The sequence below is a fragment of the Actinomycetospora sp. CA-084318 genome, from assembly GCF_050955885.1.
Lineage (GTDB): Bacteria > Actinomycetota > Actinomycetes > Mycobacteriales > Pseudonocardiaceae > Actinomycetospora.
The window spans coordinates 374,052-388,718 of record NZ_CP192098.1 but is presented as its reverse complement, the minus strand read 5'-3'; the positions used below and the strand labels follow the sequence as shown (position 1 = coordinate 388,718).

At 76.6% G+C, this 14,667-nt stretch carries 19 protein-coding genes; 5 read left to right on the top strand and 14 right to left on the bottom strand.

Annotation, left to right across the window (positions count from 1 at the left end; genetic code table 11):
• Positions 1-323 precede the first annotated feature (323 nt).
• The 9 genes from ACQPYX_RS01890 to ACQPYX_RS01850 form a co-directional block, all read right to left on the bottom strand.
• Entirely contained in the window at positions 324-971 is a 648-nt protein-coding gene (locus ACQPYX_RS01890) for a bifunctional DNA primase/polymerase (protein ID WP_433801213.1), read from the bottom strand.
• Between the two features lie 276 nt (positions 972-1,247).
• Complete coding sequence (locus ACQPYX_RS01885) at positions 1,248-1,622, bottom strand: Rv3654c family TadE-like protein (protein WP_433801212.1); 375 nt, start codon at positions 1,620-1,622, stop codon at positions 1,248-1,250.
• Positions 1,619-2,053, bottom strand: coding sequence for a TadE family type IV pilus minor pilin (locus tag ACQPYX_RS01880; RefSeq protein WP_433801211.1), 435 nt, complete (start codon positions 2,051-2,053; stop codon positions 1,619-1,621). The genes ACQPYX_RS01885 and ACQPYX_RS01880 overlap by 4 nt, the downstream gene beginning before the upstream one ends.
• Before the next feature lie 26 nt (positions 2,054-2,079).
• Positions 2,080-2,292, bottom strand: coding sequence for a DUF4244 domain-containing protein (locus tag ACQPYX_RS01875; RefSeq protein ID WP_433801210.1), 213 nt, complete (start codon positions 2,290-2,292; stop codon positions 2,080-2,082).
• A 42-nt stretch (positions 2,293-2,334) separates the two neighbouring features.
• Positions 2,335-2,916, bottom strand: coding sequence for a type II secretion system F family protein (locus ACQPYX_RS01870; protein ID WP_433801209.1), 582 nt, complete (start codon positions 2,914-2,916; stop codon positions 2,335-2,337).
• Positions 2,913-3,719 (bottom strand): type II secretion system F family protein, encoded by an 807-nt coding sequence (locus ACQPYX_RS01865; RefSeq protein ID WP_433801208.1) that lies wholly within the window; start codon positions 3,717-3,719, stop codon positions 2,913-2,915. Before ACQPYX_RS01865 ends, ACQPYX_RS01870 begins: the two co-directional genes overlap by 4 nt.
• Complete coding sequence (locus ACQPYX_RS01860) at positions 3,716-4,966, bottom strand: TadA family conjugal transfer-associated ATPase (protein ID WP_433801207.1); 1,251 nt, start codon at positions 4,964-4,966, stop codon at positions 3,716-3,718. The genes ACQPYX_RS01865 and ACQPYX_RS01860 overlap by 4 nt, the downstream gene beginning before the upstream one ends.
• Positions 4,967-5,199: 233 nt before the next feature.
• Positions 5,200-6,282 carry a septum site-determining protein Ssd gene (ssd, locus tag ACQPYX_RS01855; protein WP_433801206.1) on the bottom strand — a complete coding sequence of 361 codons (1,083 nt, stop codon included), beginning with the start codon at positions 6,280-6,282 and terminating at the stop codon, positions 5,200-5,202.
• 108 nt (positions 6,283-6,390) lie between these two features.
• Complete coding sequence (locus ACQPYX_RS01850; protein ID WP_433801205.1) at positions 6,391-7,131, bottom strand: oxidoreductase; 741 nt, start codon at positions 7,129-7,131, stop codon at positions 6,391-6,393.
• A 134-nt stretch (positions 7,132-7,265) separates the two neighbouring features.
• Here ACQPYX_RS01850 and ACQPYX_RS01845 point away from each other — a divergent pair, with 134 nt between their 5' ends.
• The 3 genes from ACQPYX_RS01845 to ACQPYX_RS01835 all read left to right on the top strand — a co-directional run bounded on the left by ACQPYX_RS01845 (position 7,266) and on the right by ACQPYX_RS01835 (position 9,173).
• Positions 7,266-7,643, top strand: a complete 378-nt coding sequence (locus ACQPYX_RS01845) for an aminoacyl-tRNA hydrolase (RefSeq protein ID WP_433801204.1) — start codon at positions 7,266-7,268, stop codon at positions 7,641-7,643.
• Between the two features lie 121 nt (positions 7,644-7,764).
• Entirely contained in the window at positions 7,765-8,256 is a 492-nt protein-coding gene (locus ACQPYX_RS01840; RefSeq protein WP_433801203.1) for a phage holin family protein, read from the top strand.
• 56 nt (positions 8,257-8,312) lie between these two features.
• The gene (locus ACQPYX_RS01835) at positions 8,313-9,173 is read left to right on the top strand and encodes an alpha/beta fold hydrolase (RefSeq protein ID WP_433801202.1); all 861 of its coding nucleotides are present in this window, start codon (positions 8,313-8,315) and stop codon (positions 9,171-9,173) included.
• Positions 9,174-9,224: 51 nt separating this feature from the next.
• Here ACQPYX_RS01835 and ACQPYX_RS01830 read toward each other — a convergent pair whose 3' ends face one another.
• Genes ACQPYX_RS01830 through nth form a run of 4 tightly spaced genes read right to left on the bottom strand, consistent with a single transcriptional unit; the run spans position 9,225 to position 12,488 of the window.
• Entirely contained in the window at positions 9,225-10,424 is a 1,200-nt protein-coding gene (locus ACQPYX_RS01830) for a MarP family serine protease (protein WP_433801201.1), read from the bottom strand.
• Positions 10,421-11,113, bottom strand: coding sequence for an NUDIX hydrolase (locus tag ACQPYX_RS01825; RefSeq protein ID WP_433801200.1), 693 nt, complete (start codon positions 11,111-11,113; stop codon positions 10,421-10,423). Before ACQPYX_RS01825 ends, ACQPYX_RS01830 begins: the two co-directional genes overlap by 4 nt.
• Positions 11,110-11,742 (bottom strand): TlpA family protein disulfide reductase, encoded by a 633-nt coding sequence (locus ACQPYX_RS01820; RefSeq protein WP_433801199.1) that lies wholly within the window; start codon positions 11,740-11,742, stop codon positions 11,110-11,112. Before ACQPYX_RS01820 ends, ACQPYX_RS01825 begins: the two co-directional genes overlap by 4 nt.
• On the bottom strand, positions 11,739-12,488 hold the full coding sequence (gene nth / locus ACQPYX_RS01815) for an endonuclease III (protein WP_433801198.1): 750 nt from the start codon (positions 12,486-12,488) through the stop codon (positions 11,739-11,741). The genes ACQPYX_RS01820 and nth overlap by 4 nt, the downstream gene beginning before the upstream one ends.
• A gap of 114 nt (positions 12,489-12,602) precedes the next feature.
• Between nth and ACQPYX_RS01810 the strand changes: the two genes are divergently transcribed.
• Both ACQPYX_RS01810 and ACQPYX_RS01805 read left to right on the top strand, forming a co-directional pair.
• Positions 12,603-12,884, top strand: coding sequence for a hypothetical protein (locus ACQPYX_RS01810; protein ID WP_433801197.1), 282 nt, complete (start codon positions 12,603-12,605; stop codon positions 12,882-12,884).
• Positions 12,885-13,116: 232 nt separating this feature from the next.
• Entirely contained in the window at positions 13,117-13,791 is a 675-nt protein-coding gene (locus ACQPYX_RS01805) for a Crp/Fnr family transcriptional regulator (protein WP_026204588.1), read from the top strand.
• Positions 13,792-13,867: 76 nt separating this feature from the next.
• Here ACQPYX_RS01805 and ACQPYX_RS01800 read toward each other — a convergent pair whose 3' ends face one another.
• Positions 13,868-14,653, bottom strand: coding sequence for an MBL fold metallo-hydrolase (locus tag ACQPYX_RS01800; protein ID WP_433801196.1), 786 nt, complete (start codon positions 14,651-14,653; stop codon positions 13,868-13,870).
• Positions 14,654-14,667 lie beyond the last annotated feature (14 nt).

Below are 14,667 nucleotides of genomic sequence, written 5' to 3'. Positions count from 1 at the left end.
CGGGTGGAGGTGGGTTCCACCGCGGGCCGGGGTTCGGGGCTCCCGGCCCGCGGGGAGGTCTGCCACGCCGCAGGGCGGGGAGTCGACTCGACCCGCCCTGCGGCGCTGCCTCGGGCGGCGGTGGGCACCAGGGGCGCGCTCCACGCGACGGCACGTCTCCGGTGGCCGTCGGGCGGGCGCCGCACTGCCGGTGCCCACCGCCGCGGGTCTGCCGGACCGGGACGTCCCCCTCGCGGGCAGCAGCGGGGCAGGCGCGCTCCGCGGGACGTCGTCGGCGGTCCTGGCCGACCCGAGTCTTCAGTTGTGGTGGTTCGTGCCGGTCACTACGAACGGATGCCCGTGGCGACCGTCGCCAGGCGGTAGGTCGAGCTGCCGCCGAGCCCGCGGTGCGGGCGCTCGCGGACGGCCTCGGCCATCGCGTCCTGGACGCTGTAGGGGTCGGGCAGCCGCCAGCCGGACACCGCCGGGCGGACCCGCCAGTGGATCGACCCCTGGGGGAACGTCGAGGGCGGGGCGGCGAGGTAGCTGCCGCGGCCGTGCAGGGTCATACCCGGACGCCCCGCGAGGTCGGGCCGCAGCGGCTCGCCCGGCAGCACGGGGAACAGCCACTCACCGGTCGGCGTCGCCGCGATCGGCACCGGGGCCCCGACCGCGCGCAGCGCCGCCGCCGCACGCCGGCCGATGCTCGCCGGCACCTCGATGACGTCGAAGGTCAGGCCCGTCGGCAGCAGGATCGAGTACGGCAGGCCCGACCACCACTCGGCGATCTGCGCGCAGTCCGTGGTGGCCTTGGCGGCCCAGTCGTCGAGCACCGGCACCGGACCCGCCTGCGGCGCGTCCGTGCGACCCGTCCAGACCTCACCCTGCGGGAAGGTGCCCGGGACGACCGCCCAGCCGTGGTCGGCGAGCACCATGGCCTCGGCGCGGAGCTCGGTGCCGTAGACGGCGCGGTAGCTGTCCCACCACTGCATTGCGGGTCCTCCCGGTACTGGACCACCCCGTGCGGTGTTCCTGCTCCAGTAACGGCAGGTTCCGGCTCGATTTCCACCCGTCGTCGCCCATCGGGCCCGCGGGAACGCCGAGCGCCCTCCTCGGCGCCGTCGAGCGGGCGAACGCGCGTTCGGTGCACGGTCGCCGCACCACTCGTCCCGACTGCACCATCCGTGTCGCCGCTCGGCGGGGGCGCCGGGCCGCTCGTCCGCGGAGGACACGGTCCGGTGACGATCGGTGACCGAGCTTCCGGCGATTCACCGCATGACCTTCACCACAGGACCCGCCCGCGCGCGCACCGTGGTGGAGTCGGCCACGGGGAGACATCCGCAGGTCGCGGCCACCTCGACCTCCAGCTCCCAGCCCCGCCAGGTGCACGTGCGGAGATCACCACCGTTTCGGGCCGCGAGCTCCCGGGCGCGGTCGCAGCCCGCCTGCCGGCCCCGCACACCCTCCGCAGCCCCCGCGAGCGCGGCGAGGTCGGCGGCGACCGCCGCCCGGTGCCGCGTGGCCACCACGGCGCCGAGCACGAGCACCGTGGCGAGCAGGAGCGTCAGTGCGCCGACCATCGCGGCGGCCACCACGGTGGCGGCGCCGCGGTCGTCGGTCGGCGACGCAGCGGGAGCGGTCACGGCGGCAGCTCCTCGGCGACCGGCGGAGTCGGGGCCGGGGCCGGGGCCGGGGCCGCGTCCGGGTCCGGCGCCGCGTCACCCGGCGCTGCGTCACCCGGTGCACCGTCCGGTGCTCCGGTCGGGGCGGCGACGGCCGGCTCCCGGGCGGCGACCGCCTCCGCCGTGACGCGGAGACCGCGCAACGCGCCGCCCAGCGGCGGCATCGCGACCCGGACCAGCACCGTGTCCCCCTCGACCGAGACCGTCACCTCGGTGCCAGCCGGGAGACCGGCGGCGAGGCCGCGGGCGCCGGCGACGTCGTCGCGGGAGGCCCGCCGGGCGGCCTCCCCCGCAGCGTCCACGCAGCGGATGCGGGCCACGACGGCACCGAGGCCCGCGAGCACGACCGCGAACACCAGGACGAGGGCGCCGAGGGCGATCGCGGCCTCCACCGTGGCCAGGCCGCGGTCGTCGGCGATCAGCCGGCGCTGGGGGCCAGGGCCCGTTCGACGAGCCCGGTCAGGGCGTCCATGACGCCGCCGCCGTTGACGATCGCGATGAGCAGGCCGGCGAAGGCCGCCGCGGCGACCAGCCCGACCGCGTACTCGACCGTGGACATGCCGTCGTCCGACCGCAGCAGGGCCGTCAGCCGGGCCATCAGCAGCGCGACCACGGTCGTGGGGTTCTCCATCGTGTTCTCCTTCCGTCCCGGGCCCCGGGTGGGCACCGGTGTTCACGTCCGCTCCAGGAGCGGACTCGCCAGCCCGATGACGACCGGGGCGATCCCGAGCGCCAGGAAGGCCGGCAGGAAGCACAGGCCGAGCGGCCCGGCCACGAGCACGCCCGCGCGTTCCGCCCGGGCGGCGACCGCCTCGGCCGCCTCGGCGCGGACGTCGGCCGCGACCGCCGTCGCCACCTCGGCGACCGCCGCGCCGCTGCGCGCCGACCGGCGGGCCGCGCGGGCCAGCCGGGCGGTGGTGGGCTCGTCCAGCGCCGGGGCCCAGGCCGCGGCGGGATCGGCGCCCAGCGCGACGAGGTCGGCGACCCGCGTCAGCGCCGCGGCGGTCGCGGGCGGCGCGGACTCGGCCACGGCCCGCACCGCGCGATCGAGGGAGAGCCCGGCGCGCAGGCAGGCCGCGAGCTCGTCCCAGCCGCCCGCCTCCCGCCACGGATCGGGACGCTCCGGGCGGCTCCGCGTCCGGGAGGCGGCACCCGGTCGGTCCAGGGCGGCGAGCCGGCGCGCGGCGTCGACCGGGCCGGGTGCGAGGAGCAGGGCCGCGGCGAGCAGCAGCGTCCCGAGGACGAGGGCGCTCATCGGACGACCCGCGCGGTGAGGTGGGCGCTCCACTCCAGCCCCGCGGCCACGAGGACCGCCCCGACGACGAGCAGCCCCTGCCCGAGGACGGTCCCGGTCAGCACCGCCCACGGTCGGGCTCCCAACGCCTGGCCGAGCAGCAGGCCGACGAGCGGGAGCCCGGCGAGCACGGCCGTCGTCGTGCGGGGCCCGGCGAGCACGGCACCGAGCCGTCCCTCGAACCGGGTGCGGGCGCGCAGGTCCTCGGCGAGCGCCTCCGCCAGGGCGGCGAGGCCGATGCCGTACCGGTCGGCGAGCGACCAGGCGTCGGCCAGACGACGGACGTGGACGGCGACGAGCGGCTCCGTCCCGGCGATCTCGCGCAGGGCCGGCGGCACGTCGCCGCCGAGCCGGGCGGTCGCCTCGACGGCGGTCAGGACGCGCGAGCACGTGCCATGCGCGTCGCGGGCCGACGCCCCGGCCGCGGCGGCGGGCGGGTGACCCGCGCGCAGCTCCGCAGCGAAGGCCGCGAGCCCCTCGCCGAACCCGGCGACCGCCTCGCGACGGTCGGCGTCCCGACGGCGGCTGCGGCGGGCGCGCCACAGCACCCCGCCGACCACGACCGCCGCCACCGCCCCGCCCGGCCCCAGGACGAGGACCACCGGGGCGAGGCCGACCACCGCTACGACGACGAGCGGCGGGCGACGTCCGGCCGGCGTCGACGGCGGGCCGGCCACGAGGGCGCGGACCCGGTCCGGCGCGGGCGAGCCCGGCCAGATCAACAGCGCGACGGCCCCCAGCAGGAGCGCGACCGGCGCACTCACGCCGACACCGCCCGCAGGCTGGCGACCCCGTCGCGCAGCGGGTGGGCGGCTGCGGCGGGGCGCGACCCCGCCGTGCTCCACGGCGCGTCGACGCCCCGTTCGGCGAGCATCGCGGCCAGGTCCGCCCGGCCCACGGCCCACCCGTCGTCGCGGTCCCACGCGGGCACCACCGCCACGGCGTCGCCGTCGGTGCGCCGGAGCACCCCGACCGCCTCGAGGACCCGCCGCCCGTCGGGGACGCGACGCACGTGCAGTACCGCCTGGACGGCGGCCGCCATCTGGCTGCGCAGGGCCGCCGGGGCCAGACCGCCGAGCGCGGCGAGCGCCTCCAGACGCGCCGGGACCTCCCGCGGGGAGTTCGCGTGGACCGTGCCGGCCCCGCCGTCGTGGCCCGTGTTGAGGGCGGCCAGCAACTCGCACACCTCCGCCCCGCGAACCTCGCCCACCACGAGCCGGTCCGGGCGCATCCGCAGGGCCTGGCGCACGAGGTCGCGCAGCAGCACCGTCCCGGCGCCCTCGACGTTCGCCGGCCGCGAGACGAGCCGCACCACGTGCGGGTGCGCGGGCCGCAGCTCCTCGGCGTCCTCGACCACGACGATCCGCTCGTGGGCCGGGACCCGCGCGAGCAGCGCGCTGAGAACGGTCGTCTTCCCCGACCCGGTGCCGCCGACCACGAGGAACGCCAACCGCGCCGCCACCACGGCCTCCAGGAGCGCCCGGCCCGTCGCGTCGACCGTGCCGCCCGCCTGCAACGCGTCGAGGTCGTGCCGCGCCGGCCGCAGCACCCGCAGCGACACGCACGTGCCGTCCGCCGCCACCGGCGGCAGCACCGCGTGCAGCCGCACCCCACTGCCCGGCAGCCGGGCGTCGACGTACGGACTCGCGTCGTCCAACCGCCGCCCCGCGGCCGCCGCCAGCCGCTGCGCGAGCCGCCGCACGGCGTCCTCGTCGGCGAAGCCCACCGCCACCCGCTCCAACCCCGCACCCCGGTCGACCCATACCGCGTCCGGGGCGGTCACCAGCACGTCGGAGACCGCCGGATCCCGCAGCAACGGCTCCAGCGGCCCCGCCCCGACGAACTCCCGCTGCAGCGTGCGTACGGCGGCGAGGACGTCGGCGTCCCCGACCACCCCGCGCGCCTCGGCGCGCACCGCCGCCGCCAGCTCCGCCACCCCCGCCTCGCCGCCCGCCGCCGCGAGCCGCGTCCGGACCCGTTCCACCAGGTCCGGCACCCCGCCCTCCGACATCCCCCGCACCTCCTGCGCCGCCACAGCCGATCCCGCCGATCCCGCCGATCCCGTGATCGACACCGATGACGCTGCCCCGGCAGCACCCCGGACCGCGAACACCGACCACGCGCCTGGGGACAACCGGGGCCCGGAGTGCCGCTGGGGACGACCCACTGCTCCGAACGCCACCGACCCCGCGCACGACGACGACCCGACTCCCCCGAGGAGAGCCGGGTCGACGTGCCCCGCGATCACGCGGCCAGCGACGGACCTCCCACCCCGTCCAGGGCGTCGAGCACCGCGGTCGCCGCGTCGGCCAGCGGACCGCGCCGGACGCCCGGCACCGTCCCGTGGTCCATCGCGGCCGCCAGGCCCGGTTCCGCGTCCACCGACGCCAGGACCTCGAGCCCCAGCGCCGCGGCGACGTCGTCGCCCGCCAGCCCGCCCGGCGACGGCCCCCGCACCACCACGCACACGGCCGCGCCGTGCTCGGCGACGTCGCGCGCCACCCGCGACGCCGCCGCGGTGGCCCGGACCTCGGCCGGCACCACGAGCACCGTCAGGTCGGCCACGGCCAGCACCGCGGCGGCCGCGGCGGTGAGATGGCGCGGGAGATCGCACACGACGGTGTCGCCCGCCCGCCGTCCCGCCTCGACCACGGCCACCGCGGCGTCGGGCGCGGGACCGGGTCCGTGCCGGTCGCAGGACAGCACGGTCAACGGCCCGCCGGCGGTCGGCAGCGCCTCGTGCAGCGACGACGCCGCCACCCGCCCGGTCCCGAGCGCCAGCCCGGGCCAGCGCAGTCCGTCGACCTGCTCCGCCCCGACGACGAGGTCCAGCCCGCCGCCGAGCGGGTCGCAGTCGACCAGCAGCACCCGCGCCCCGCCGTCCCGCGCGCGCACCGCGATCGCCGCCGCCAGGACCGACGCGCCCGCCCCGCCGCGGCCGCCGATGACGCACACGACCCGGCCCGGGCCGCCGTCGGGAACGCCTCCCCCGGCGTCGGAGAGCGACGTGACCAGCCAGTCCTCCCCCTCGGGCAGCGAGACGACGTGCTCGGCGCCGACCGCCACCGCCCGCTCCCAGACCGTGCCCGGCGGTTCGCCCCGGCAGAGCACCACCACCCCGTCGCGCCGCCCCGGCCGGGCCGCGGAGGCGCCCATCGCGGCCGCGCCGCGCTCGTCCAGCAACACCATCGCAGCGCCCGTCCACCGTCGGCGCAGGGCCGTCGCGTCGGGCACCCGCTCCAGGTCGGCGCCCGCGGCCGCCGCGACGCGCACCGCGTCGTCGGCCAGGTCCTCGTCGTCGCACAGCAGGATCACTCGCTTGTCCACACCCCGCAGGGTGCGGTGATCGTCCCGACGACGGGTGTGCCTGCCCCGTGGGCTGGGGACAGGTCGTGTCCGCCGTGCCGGTGGGGACGGAGCGCAGGGCCGGACGGCCTACCCGGCGGCGTCGGCGATGCCCGTGGCCTCCTTGGCGCCGGTGCGCCAGGCGGTCACCTCGTGGGCGAACCAGCGGGCCAGGCCGTCGGCGGTGCCGGTCGCGAACGCCTCGGCCGCGGCCGTGTACTCGGCCTGCGCACGCAGATGGCCGACCTCGGGGATCACGAGGCCCTTGGGGTCGAGGCCGGTCGTGATCGCCGTCAGCCGGGCCGCGGCGCGGGCCACGATCCCGTTGCCGACGGTGAACGGCGCGAGCGCGAGGAGCTCGCCGTGGACGACACCGACGAGCACCGGTCCGGGCACGGAGGTCCCGCCGACGACGAGGCCCGCGAGCCCGTCGAGCCGCGCCCCCACCTCGGGCCCGACCCGGGGCCGGCCGAGCTCCGACTCCGGCACGCGGTCGGTCGCGGCCAGCACGTGCAGCTTCGCCAGGGCCTGCAGCGGGGCACGGCGCCAGGTGGGGAGCAGCCCGCCGAGGGCCTCGGCGACGCGCAGCGACCCGGCGAGGACCGGGTCGGTCACCGGACCGTCCTCGGGGAGGTCGGCCGACCCGCCGTCGAGCGCGGCGGAGGCGCGGGCGGCACGGACGCTGGCCTCGGCGGCGGTGGTCGGCCAGCCGCGGCGGTTGGTGCGGTGCCCGTGCACGCCCTCGACGTGCCGGCGGATCGACTCGGCGCCCTCGGCCACGCCGGGCAGGTCGAGCAGCGGCGCGAGGGGGTCGGTGGTCGGGGCGGTCATGGGCTCCATCGTCCCAGGCGGCCGCGCACCGACGATGTGGCGTTGCTGCCACTGGATGACAGCAACGACGCTTCGCTGCCACGAAGGGGGCCGAAAGGTGCTTAACGGCTCGACACACCGAGCACACTGGAGGCATGGACAGCACCGGCCTGCTGCCCGAGCGTGCCCTGACCTGGCGGTTCTCCCGGTCCTCGGGGCCCGGCGGGCAGGGCGTGAACACCACCGACTCCCGCGTGGAGCTCCTCGTCGACCTCACGGCGCTGCCCGACCACGACCGGCTCGTCGAACGCCTCGGTCCCGTGCTGCACGTCACGGCGTCCGAGCACCGCTCCCAGCTGCGCAACCGCGAGGCCGCCCTGGACCGGGCCGCGGAGCGGATCGCGCAGGCCCGCCGGCCCGACCCGCCGTCGCGCCAGGCGCGCCGTCCCAGCCGGGGCGCGAAGCTGCGCCGCCTGGAGGACAAGCGCCGCCGCAGCGACCGGAAGGCGATGCGGCGGACACCGTCCGAGTAACAGCAGGACTGGACGGCGCCATGATCGGGAAGACACGGGCCGTGCTGCCGTGTCACCGATCGCCTCCGGCGTGGTCGTGGCACGATGTGCCCCCGCTCGACCCGACCCGCCAGGAGGGCCCGTGACCTCGCCGTCGTCCCCCGGAGGCCCGCCCGTGGTGCCCTCCATCCCGCTCCACGCCGAACCGGCCCGCCAGAACGGCGACGCGTCGGTCGGAGCGCTGGTGAAGGAGGTGACCACGCACGTCTCCACCCTGGTGCGTGCGGAGGTCGAACTCGCCAAGCAGGAGATCACCGGCGAGGTGAAGAAGGGCGTGCAGGGCAGCATCTTCTTCGTGCTGGCCGGTGTCGTGGCCCTGTTCAGCCTGTGGTTCTTCTTCTTCGCCGCCGCCGAGGCCTTCAACCTCATCTGGCCGTCGCAGCGGTGGGCGGGCTTCGCGGTCGTGTTCGTGCTGATGCTCGTGATCGCGGGCATCGCCGGCCTGCTCGGCTACCTCAAGGTCCGCAAGATCAAGGCCCCGCAGCGCACCATCGAGACCGCCAAGGAGTCCGTCGAGGCGCTGCGCCGCGGCCGCTCGGACGCCTCGTCGTCGGCCGTCGCCGAGCGACGCTGAGCCACCACCGGCCCGAGGACCCGGCGGCGCTCGCCGGGCCGTGGCGGCACCGCAGCGTGTCCGCCAACGGCGTCCGGCTGCACGTCGCCGAGTGCGGCCCCACCACGGGCGAGCCGGTGCTGCTGCTGCACGGGTTCCCGGAGTTCTGGTGGTCCTGGCGCCACCAGCTGACCGCGCTCGGCGCGGCCGGGCACCGGGCGGTGGCGGTCGACCTCCGCGGCTACTGCGGCTCCGACCGCCCCCCGCGCGGCTACGACCTGTGGACCCTCGCGGGTGACGTGGCCGGCCTGGTCCCCGCGCTGGGGGCCCGCCGCGCGACGGTCGTCGGGGCCGGGTGGGGCGGCGCGGTGGCCTGGACCCTCGCCGCCCTGCACCCCCGCGTCGTCGGCCGCCTCGCCGTCGTCTCGACCCCCCACCCGCTCGCCCTGCGCCGCGCGGTCCGCCGCCGTCCGTGGAGCTGGACCCGCACGCTCCGCGACGTCGCCTTCTTCCAGCTCCCGCGCCTACCGGAACGCTCGCTGCGCCGCGACCGCGCGGCGGCGGCCGGGGCCTTCCTGACGGCGGGTGCGGGCGCGGCCTGGCCCGCGAGCCCCGAGTTCGCCGGGGTCGCCGCCCGGCACGCGGCGGCCCTGCTCACGCCGCGCACCTCGCACTGCTCGCTGGAGTACTTCCGCTGGGCGGTGCGCTCCCAGGCCCGCCCCGACGGGTCGCGGTTCGCCACCGCGATCGCCCGGCCCGTCGAGGTGCCGGTGCTGCACCTGCGCGGCGCGGACGACCCGTGGGTGCCGGCCGACGTCGTGCACGACTCGGCGCGCTGGGCGCCCGACCACGAGGTCGTCACGGTGCCCGGCGTCGGGCACTTCCCGCACCAGGAGGCCCCTCGGCACGTGTGCGAGGTGCTCCTGCGTCGCCTGTGAGTACTTGTGACGGTGATAGCCGTCAGAAGTACTCACAGGCGCGCAGCGCACCTACGAAGCGCAGCTACCCGTCGACACCCGCGCGGTCGAGGACTGCGCCGCGTTCAGCGCGGCCCGCACCTGGTCGGCGGTGAGCACGAAGCCGGTGTCGCCCTGGTCGACGGCCGCACCGAACACGACGCCGATCACCTCGCCCTGCGGGTTCACCAGCGGCCCGCCCGAGTTCCCGGACTTCACCGTGCCCCGGATCGTGTAGACGTCGCGGGTGACGGTCTGGGAGTCGTAGATGTCCGGACCGCGCAGCTGGATCCGCTGCCGGATCTTCGCGGGGCTCGACGAGAACGGCCCGTCGAGCGGGTAGCCGAGCGCCACCGCGTTGTCGCCGGTGTCGGCGCCCGCGTACTGGATCGGCAGCGACCGCGCCTCCAGCCCGGGCACGGCCAGGACGGCGACGTCGACCTCGGGGTCGTAGTAGACGACGCGCGCGGCCTCGGTGTCGGCGCCGCCGCCGGAGCGCGGCACCTCCACCGACACCTCGTTGGTGCCCGCGACGACGTGCGCGTTGGTCATCACGCGCTCCGGGCCGATGACGAAGCCGGTGCCCTCCAGGGCCCGCGAGCAGGACGGGGCCCGGCCCCGGATCTTCAGCACGCTCGCGCGGGCCCGCTGCACCACGGGGTCGCGCACCAGGCCCTCGTCGGGCGGGGCCACCTCGGCGACCCCGGGGGTCGGGGAGAACGGCGAGAGCACGTCGGGGAAGCCGGACGCGTCGAACATCGCGCGCAGCTCGTTCGGCAGCGCCCGCAGCGGCGTCGGCATCACCGAGTCGACGGTCGAGAGCACCGCGGAGTTCTTCAGCGCCGAGGACAGCGCCACGTTCGACGACGAGGCGAGCGGCAACGCGATCAGCCAGGCGACGACGAGGGCGGTCAGGGCCTGCAGCACGGCACCGAACGTCGAGTCGACCGTCCGCACCGCGCCCAGCCGCATCCGGTCGCGGACCGCGCGCCCGAGGTACACCCCGAGGGTCTCGCCGAGCGCCACGAGCGCGATGACGATGAGCACGCTGACCACGACGCGGCTGGTGTCGCCGTCGAACGTCCCGACGACGAGCGGCGCGAGCTTCAGCCCGAGCAGCGCACCGCCGATGACGCCGAGGAAGGACAGGGCGGCCACCGCGAGGCCGTGCCGCCAGCCGGAGATGGCCGCGGCGACGGCGAGCAGCACGACGACGATGTCGACCCAGCTCATCGGATCGCTTCCCCTTCGTGCCGACGGGCCCACGCCTCGCCGAGATCGCGTACGTCGCTGCGCTCCCACGGGATCGTCCACCCCGCGAGGTCGAGCACCCAGGAGAGCACGCCCGCCGTGAAGCCCCACACGAGCAGTCCCCGCACCGTGAAGGCCGGACCCTGGTATCCGCCCGGCGAGGTCACCGTGAAGCGCCGCGCCGGGTCGGTCAACTCCCGCAGCGGGACCCGCACCACGGCGGCCGTCTCGCCGGGGTCGACGACCCCGATCGGCATCGGCGTCGCCCAGTGCGCGAGCACCGGGGTCACCGCGAAGCCGGACACCGGGATCGTCAGCGGGGGCAGGGTGGTCAGCGGGACGATCCCGGCCGGGTCGGCGCCGATCTCCTCCTCGGTCTCGCGCAGGCCCGCCGTGACGAGCCCGTCGAGGCCGGTCCCGTCGGCGTCGTCGACCCCGCCGCCCGGGAAGGCGGCCTGGCCGGCGTGCGAGCGCAGGTCGGCGGCCCGCTCGGTGAGCACGATGTCCGGGTCCGGCCCGTCGTCGCCGAAGAGCAGCACCACGGCGGCCTCGCGCCCGTTCCCGCTCGGCCGCCGCCGGAACGGCACGTCGTCCGGCGACACCCGCCCGCAGGCGTCGACGAGGCCGCGCAGCCACTCCGGGGCGGCCTCGGGGCGCAGCAGCGCGCTCATGCGGCCGCCCTCGCGACGGCGGCCCGCACCTGCTCGGGCGTGGCGAAGACCTGCGGCGGCAACGGCACCACCGTGCCGTCGGCCCGGACGACGAGGCTCGCGGGCAGCACCGGCGCCGCCCCGAGCCGGCGTCCGACGACCTGGTCGGGGTCGGACACCGAGGGGTAGCGCGCGCCGAGGGCGGCGAGCAGGGCGAGCGCGTCGGTCGGGTCGTCGGCGACGTCGACACCGAGCACGGACGCGGCGCCGGGCTGGGCGGCGTACGCGGTCAGCGCGGGAATCTCCTCGCGGCAGGGCCCGCACCACGACGCCCACAGGTTGACCAGCGTGACCCGGCCCGGCAGCGCCGCGGCCAGGTCGACCGAGCCGGGCGCGCCGAGGCACCCGAGCGTCAGCCCCGCCAGCGGCGGACCGGCCGGGGTCGTCCCGGCGGCCGGTGCGGGGCACGCCGCGAGCCCCGCACGGGTCCGCGCGTCGGCCAGCGCCTGCGGGTCGGCCCCGGCCGAACTGCTCGCCGGCGCCGACCCGGCGTCGGGAACGGACGAGGAGTCCCGCGGCCACAGGGCGATGACGCCGAGGACGACGAGGACGAGCACCACCAGGGTCGATCCGACCTCCGTGCGCGTCACCGCTCGAGACCGACGAGGGCGAGGAGGTGGTCGGCCTCCGGGCCCTTGACCAGCTTCGCCGCCTTCACCGGATCGGTCTCGCCGATCCCGGCCGACGGGCAGTCCTTGGCGATCGAGCAGGCGCCGCAGGCGGGCTTCTTGGCGTGGCAGACGCGGCGGCCGTGGAAGATCACGCGGTGGGAGAGCATCGTCCAGTCCTTGCGCTCGATGAGCTCGCCCACCTCCTTCTCCACCTGCACCGGGTCCTCCGAGGCGGTCCACGCCCACCGCCGGGTCAGCCGGCCGAAGTGGGTGTCGACGGTGATGCCGGGGACGCCGAAGGCGTTGCCGAGCACCACGTTCGCCGTCTTGCGGCCGACCCCGGGCAGCGTCACGAGGTCCTCGAGCCGCCCCGGGACCTCCCCGCCGAAGTTCTCGACGAGCGCCTGCCCGAGCGAGATCACCGAGTTCGTCTTCGCCCGGTAGAAGCCGGTGGGACGGAGGATCTCCTCCATCTCGGTGCGGTCGGCGCCCGCGTAGGCCGGCGCGTCGGGGTAGCGGGCGAACAGGGCCGGCGTGACACGGTTGACGGTCACGTCGGTGGTCTGCGCGGAGAGCACCGTGGCCACGAGCAGTTCCAGCGGCGAGGTGAAGTCGAGCTCGCAGTGCGCGTCGACGTGGGCGGCCGTGAGCGCGCGGTGCATGCGACGGGCCCGCCGCACGAGGCCGAGGTGGGTCTCTCCCGGCTTGAGGGCGCCCGAGGTCATTCGACCAGGGTAGAGAAGACCCCCGACACCGTGGCGGCCCGGGAGCACCCGCGACACGCCGGAGCACCCCCGGTGCCGGTCCTCGCGCGCGGGTGCGGGACGATGCGTCGCACCATGACCGCCTGGATCGCGATCCTCATCCCCCTGCTCATCATGGTCTTCGCCCTGGGCATGGAGCGCCTGGAGACGAGACTGCGCTCGGGCACCGTCCGTGAGGACGAGGTCGAGGACTTCCTCGAGCGCGCCCGGCCCGACGAGGTGAAGGCCCTCTTCCGCCAGGGCATCGGTGGCGCGCTGACGTTGTTCCGGCTGCGCAACCTCGGCAAGCGCGGTGGACCCACCCGCCGCGGAGGCCGGTCGTCGGAGCCGTCCGGGCGGAGCACCACGAACGCCTGACGCTCACCCAGCGGCGTCACGATCGGCGAGTAGGGTCGTCCATTCGGGGGGTACTGCTCGCGGACGACGACGGAACAGGGCTAGATCCGGGGATCGTCGGCCGCGTGCTGCGTGATCATGACCATGCACGCGATTAGACTTGCGGCAGACGTGACTGGTGACACAGCGGAGTTCCGGGGGCAGGATGCCCGGGCCCGTGGGGGTCTCAAGAGTCGGCGAGGAGCGGACGACGGTGGACGAGGTACTGGCGCGGGCAGGGATCTTCCAGGGTGTGGATCCCGCCGCCATCGAGGTGTTGACGGAGTCGCTCGATCGCGTCGAGTTCCCGCGGGGCACCGTCATCTTCAACGAGGGCGAGCCCGGTGACCGCCTGTTCATCGTGCAGAGCGGCAAGGTCAAGATCGGCCGCCGCTCGCCGGACGGGCGCGAGAACCTGCTCTCGATCTTCGGTCCGTCCGACATGTTCGGCGAGCTGTCCATCTTCGACCCGGGCCCCCGGACGTCGACCGCCACGTGCGTCACCGACGTCCGCGCCTACTCGATGGACCGCACCGCGCTGAAGGAGTGGATCGCGCAGCGCCCGGAGATCGCCGAGCAGCTGCTGCGCGTGGTCGCCCGCCGCCTGCGCCGGACGAACAACCTCCTCGCGGACCTCATCTTCACCGACGTGCCCGGCCGGGTCGCGAAGGCGCTGCTGCAGCTCGCGCAGCGCTTCGGGTCCCAGGAGGCGGGCCTGCTCCGCGTGACGCACGACCTCACGCAGGAGGAGATCGCCCAGCTCGTCGGCGCCTCCCGTGAGACCGTGAACAAGGCGCTCGCCGACTTCGCCGCCCGCGGCTGGCTGCGTCTCGAGGGCAAGAGCGTCCTCATCCTCGAGCCGGACCGCCTGGCGCGCCGCGCCCGCTAGACCCTCGGCAGCCCCGAGCGAACGGCACTCTCGCAGCATCTATGTGCGCGAGAGTGCCGTTCGCTCGTTCCGGGGGCTACTCCGAGCGCAGGTACTCCAGCTGCGCCGCCACCGAGATGTCCGCGGCCGGCCACAGCGACTCGTCGACGTCCGCGTAGACGATCTCGACGACCTGCCGCGGCTCCGGGTCGGGCGGCAGCCGGCGCAGCGCCTCCCGGACCTGGTTCAGCCGCTGCACGCGGTGCGCGAGGTAGTCGCGCGCGATCGGCGGGGCGTCGGGCAGGTCGGGCCCGTGGCCGGGCAGCAGGGTGGTGCCCGCGGCCAGGCCGGCGAGCCGCTCCAGCGAGCGCAGGTAGTCGCCGAGCGCGCCGTGGTGGTCCCCGAGGACGGTCGTCCCGCGGCCGAGCACGGTGTCGCCCGTCAGCACCGACCCGTCGCCGTCGACGACGAAGCACAGCGAGTCGGCGGTGTGGCCCGGCGTCGCGAGCACCCGGATGTCCAGGCCCGCCGCGCCGACGGCCTCCCCGGCCCCGAGTCCCTCGGCGCCGAGACACAGCGTCGGGTCCAGGGCGCGGACCGGTGCGCCGGTCAGGTCGGCGAACGTGCGCGCCGCCGCGGAGTGGTCGAGGTGGTGATGGGTCAGCAGCACGAGCTCGACCGGGCCGTGCTCCCGGAGCCGCTCCAGGTGCGTGGCGTCGTCGGGACCCGGGTCGACGACGACGCAGCCCCGGTGGCCCGGCGCCCGCAGGACCCAGCTGTTCGTGCCGTCCAGCGTCATGCCGGAGGGGTTGTCGGCGAGGACCACCCCCGCCGCCTCGGTCACGGGACGCAGGACCTCGTACGCCGGGTGCGTGTCGGACACGTCGAGGACCCTAG

Bases quoted from the DNA above. Each gene is read 5' to 3' on its own strand.
- ACQPYX_RS01890 (WP_433801213.1), bottom strand. From the start codon at position 971: ATGCAGTGGTGGGACAGCTACCGCGCCGTCTACGGCACCGAGCTCCGC.
- ACQPYX_RS01875 (WP_433801210.1), bottom strand. From the start codon at position 2,292: ATGGAGAACCCCACGACCGTGGTCGCGCTGCTGATGGCCCGGCTGACG.
- ACQPYX_RS01870 (WP_433801209.1), bottom strand. From the start codon at position 2,916: ATGAGCGCCCTCGTCCTCGGGACGCTGCTGCTCGCCGCGGCCCTGCTC.
- ACQPYX_RS01860 (WP_433801207.1), bottom strand. From the start codon at position 4,966: ATGTCGGAGGGCGGGGTGCCGGACCTGGTGGAACGGGTCCGGACGCGG.
- ACQPYX_RS01850 (WP_433801205.1), bottom strand. From the start codon at position 7,131: ATGACCGCCCCGACCACCGACCCCCTCGCGCCGCTGCTCGACCTGCCC.
- ACQPYX_RS01845 (WP_433801204.1), top strand. From the start codon at position 7,266: ATGGACAGCACCGGCCTGCTGCCCGAGCGTGCCCTGACCTGGCGGTTC.
- ACQPYX_RS01830 (WP_433801201.1), bottom strand. From the start codon at position 10,424: ATGAGCTGGGTCGACATCGTCGTCGTGCTGCTCGCCGTCGCCGCGGCC.
- ACQPYX_RS01825 (WP_433801200.1), bottom strand. From the start codon at position 11,113: ATGAGCGCGCTGCTGCGCCCCGAGGCCGCCCCGGAGTGGCTGCGCGGC.
- nth (WP_433801198.1), bottom strand. From the start codon at position 12,488: ATGACCTCGGGCGCCCTCAAGCCGGGAGAGACCCACCTCGGCCTCGTG.
- ACQPYX_RS01810 (WP_433801197.1), top strand. From the start codon at position 12,603: ATGACCGCCTGGATCGCGATCCTCATCCCCCTGCTCATCATGGTCTTC.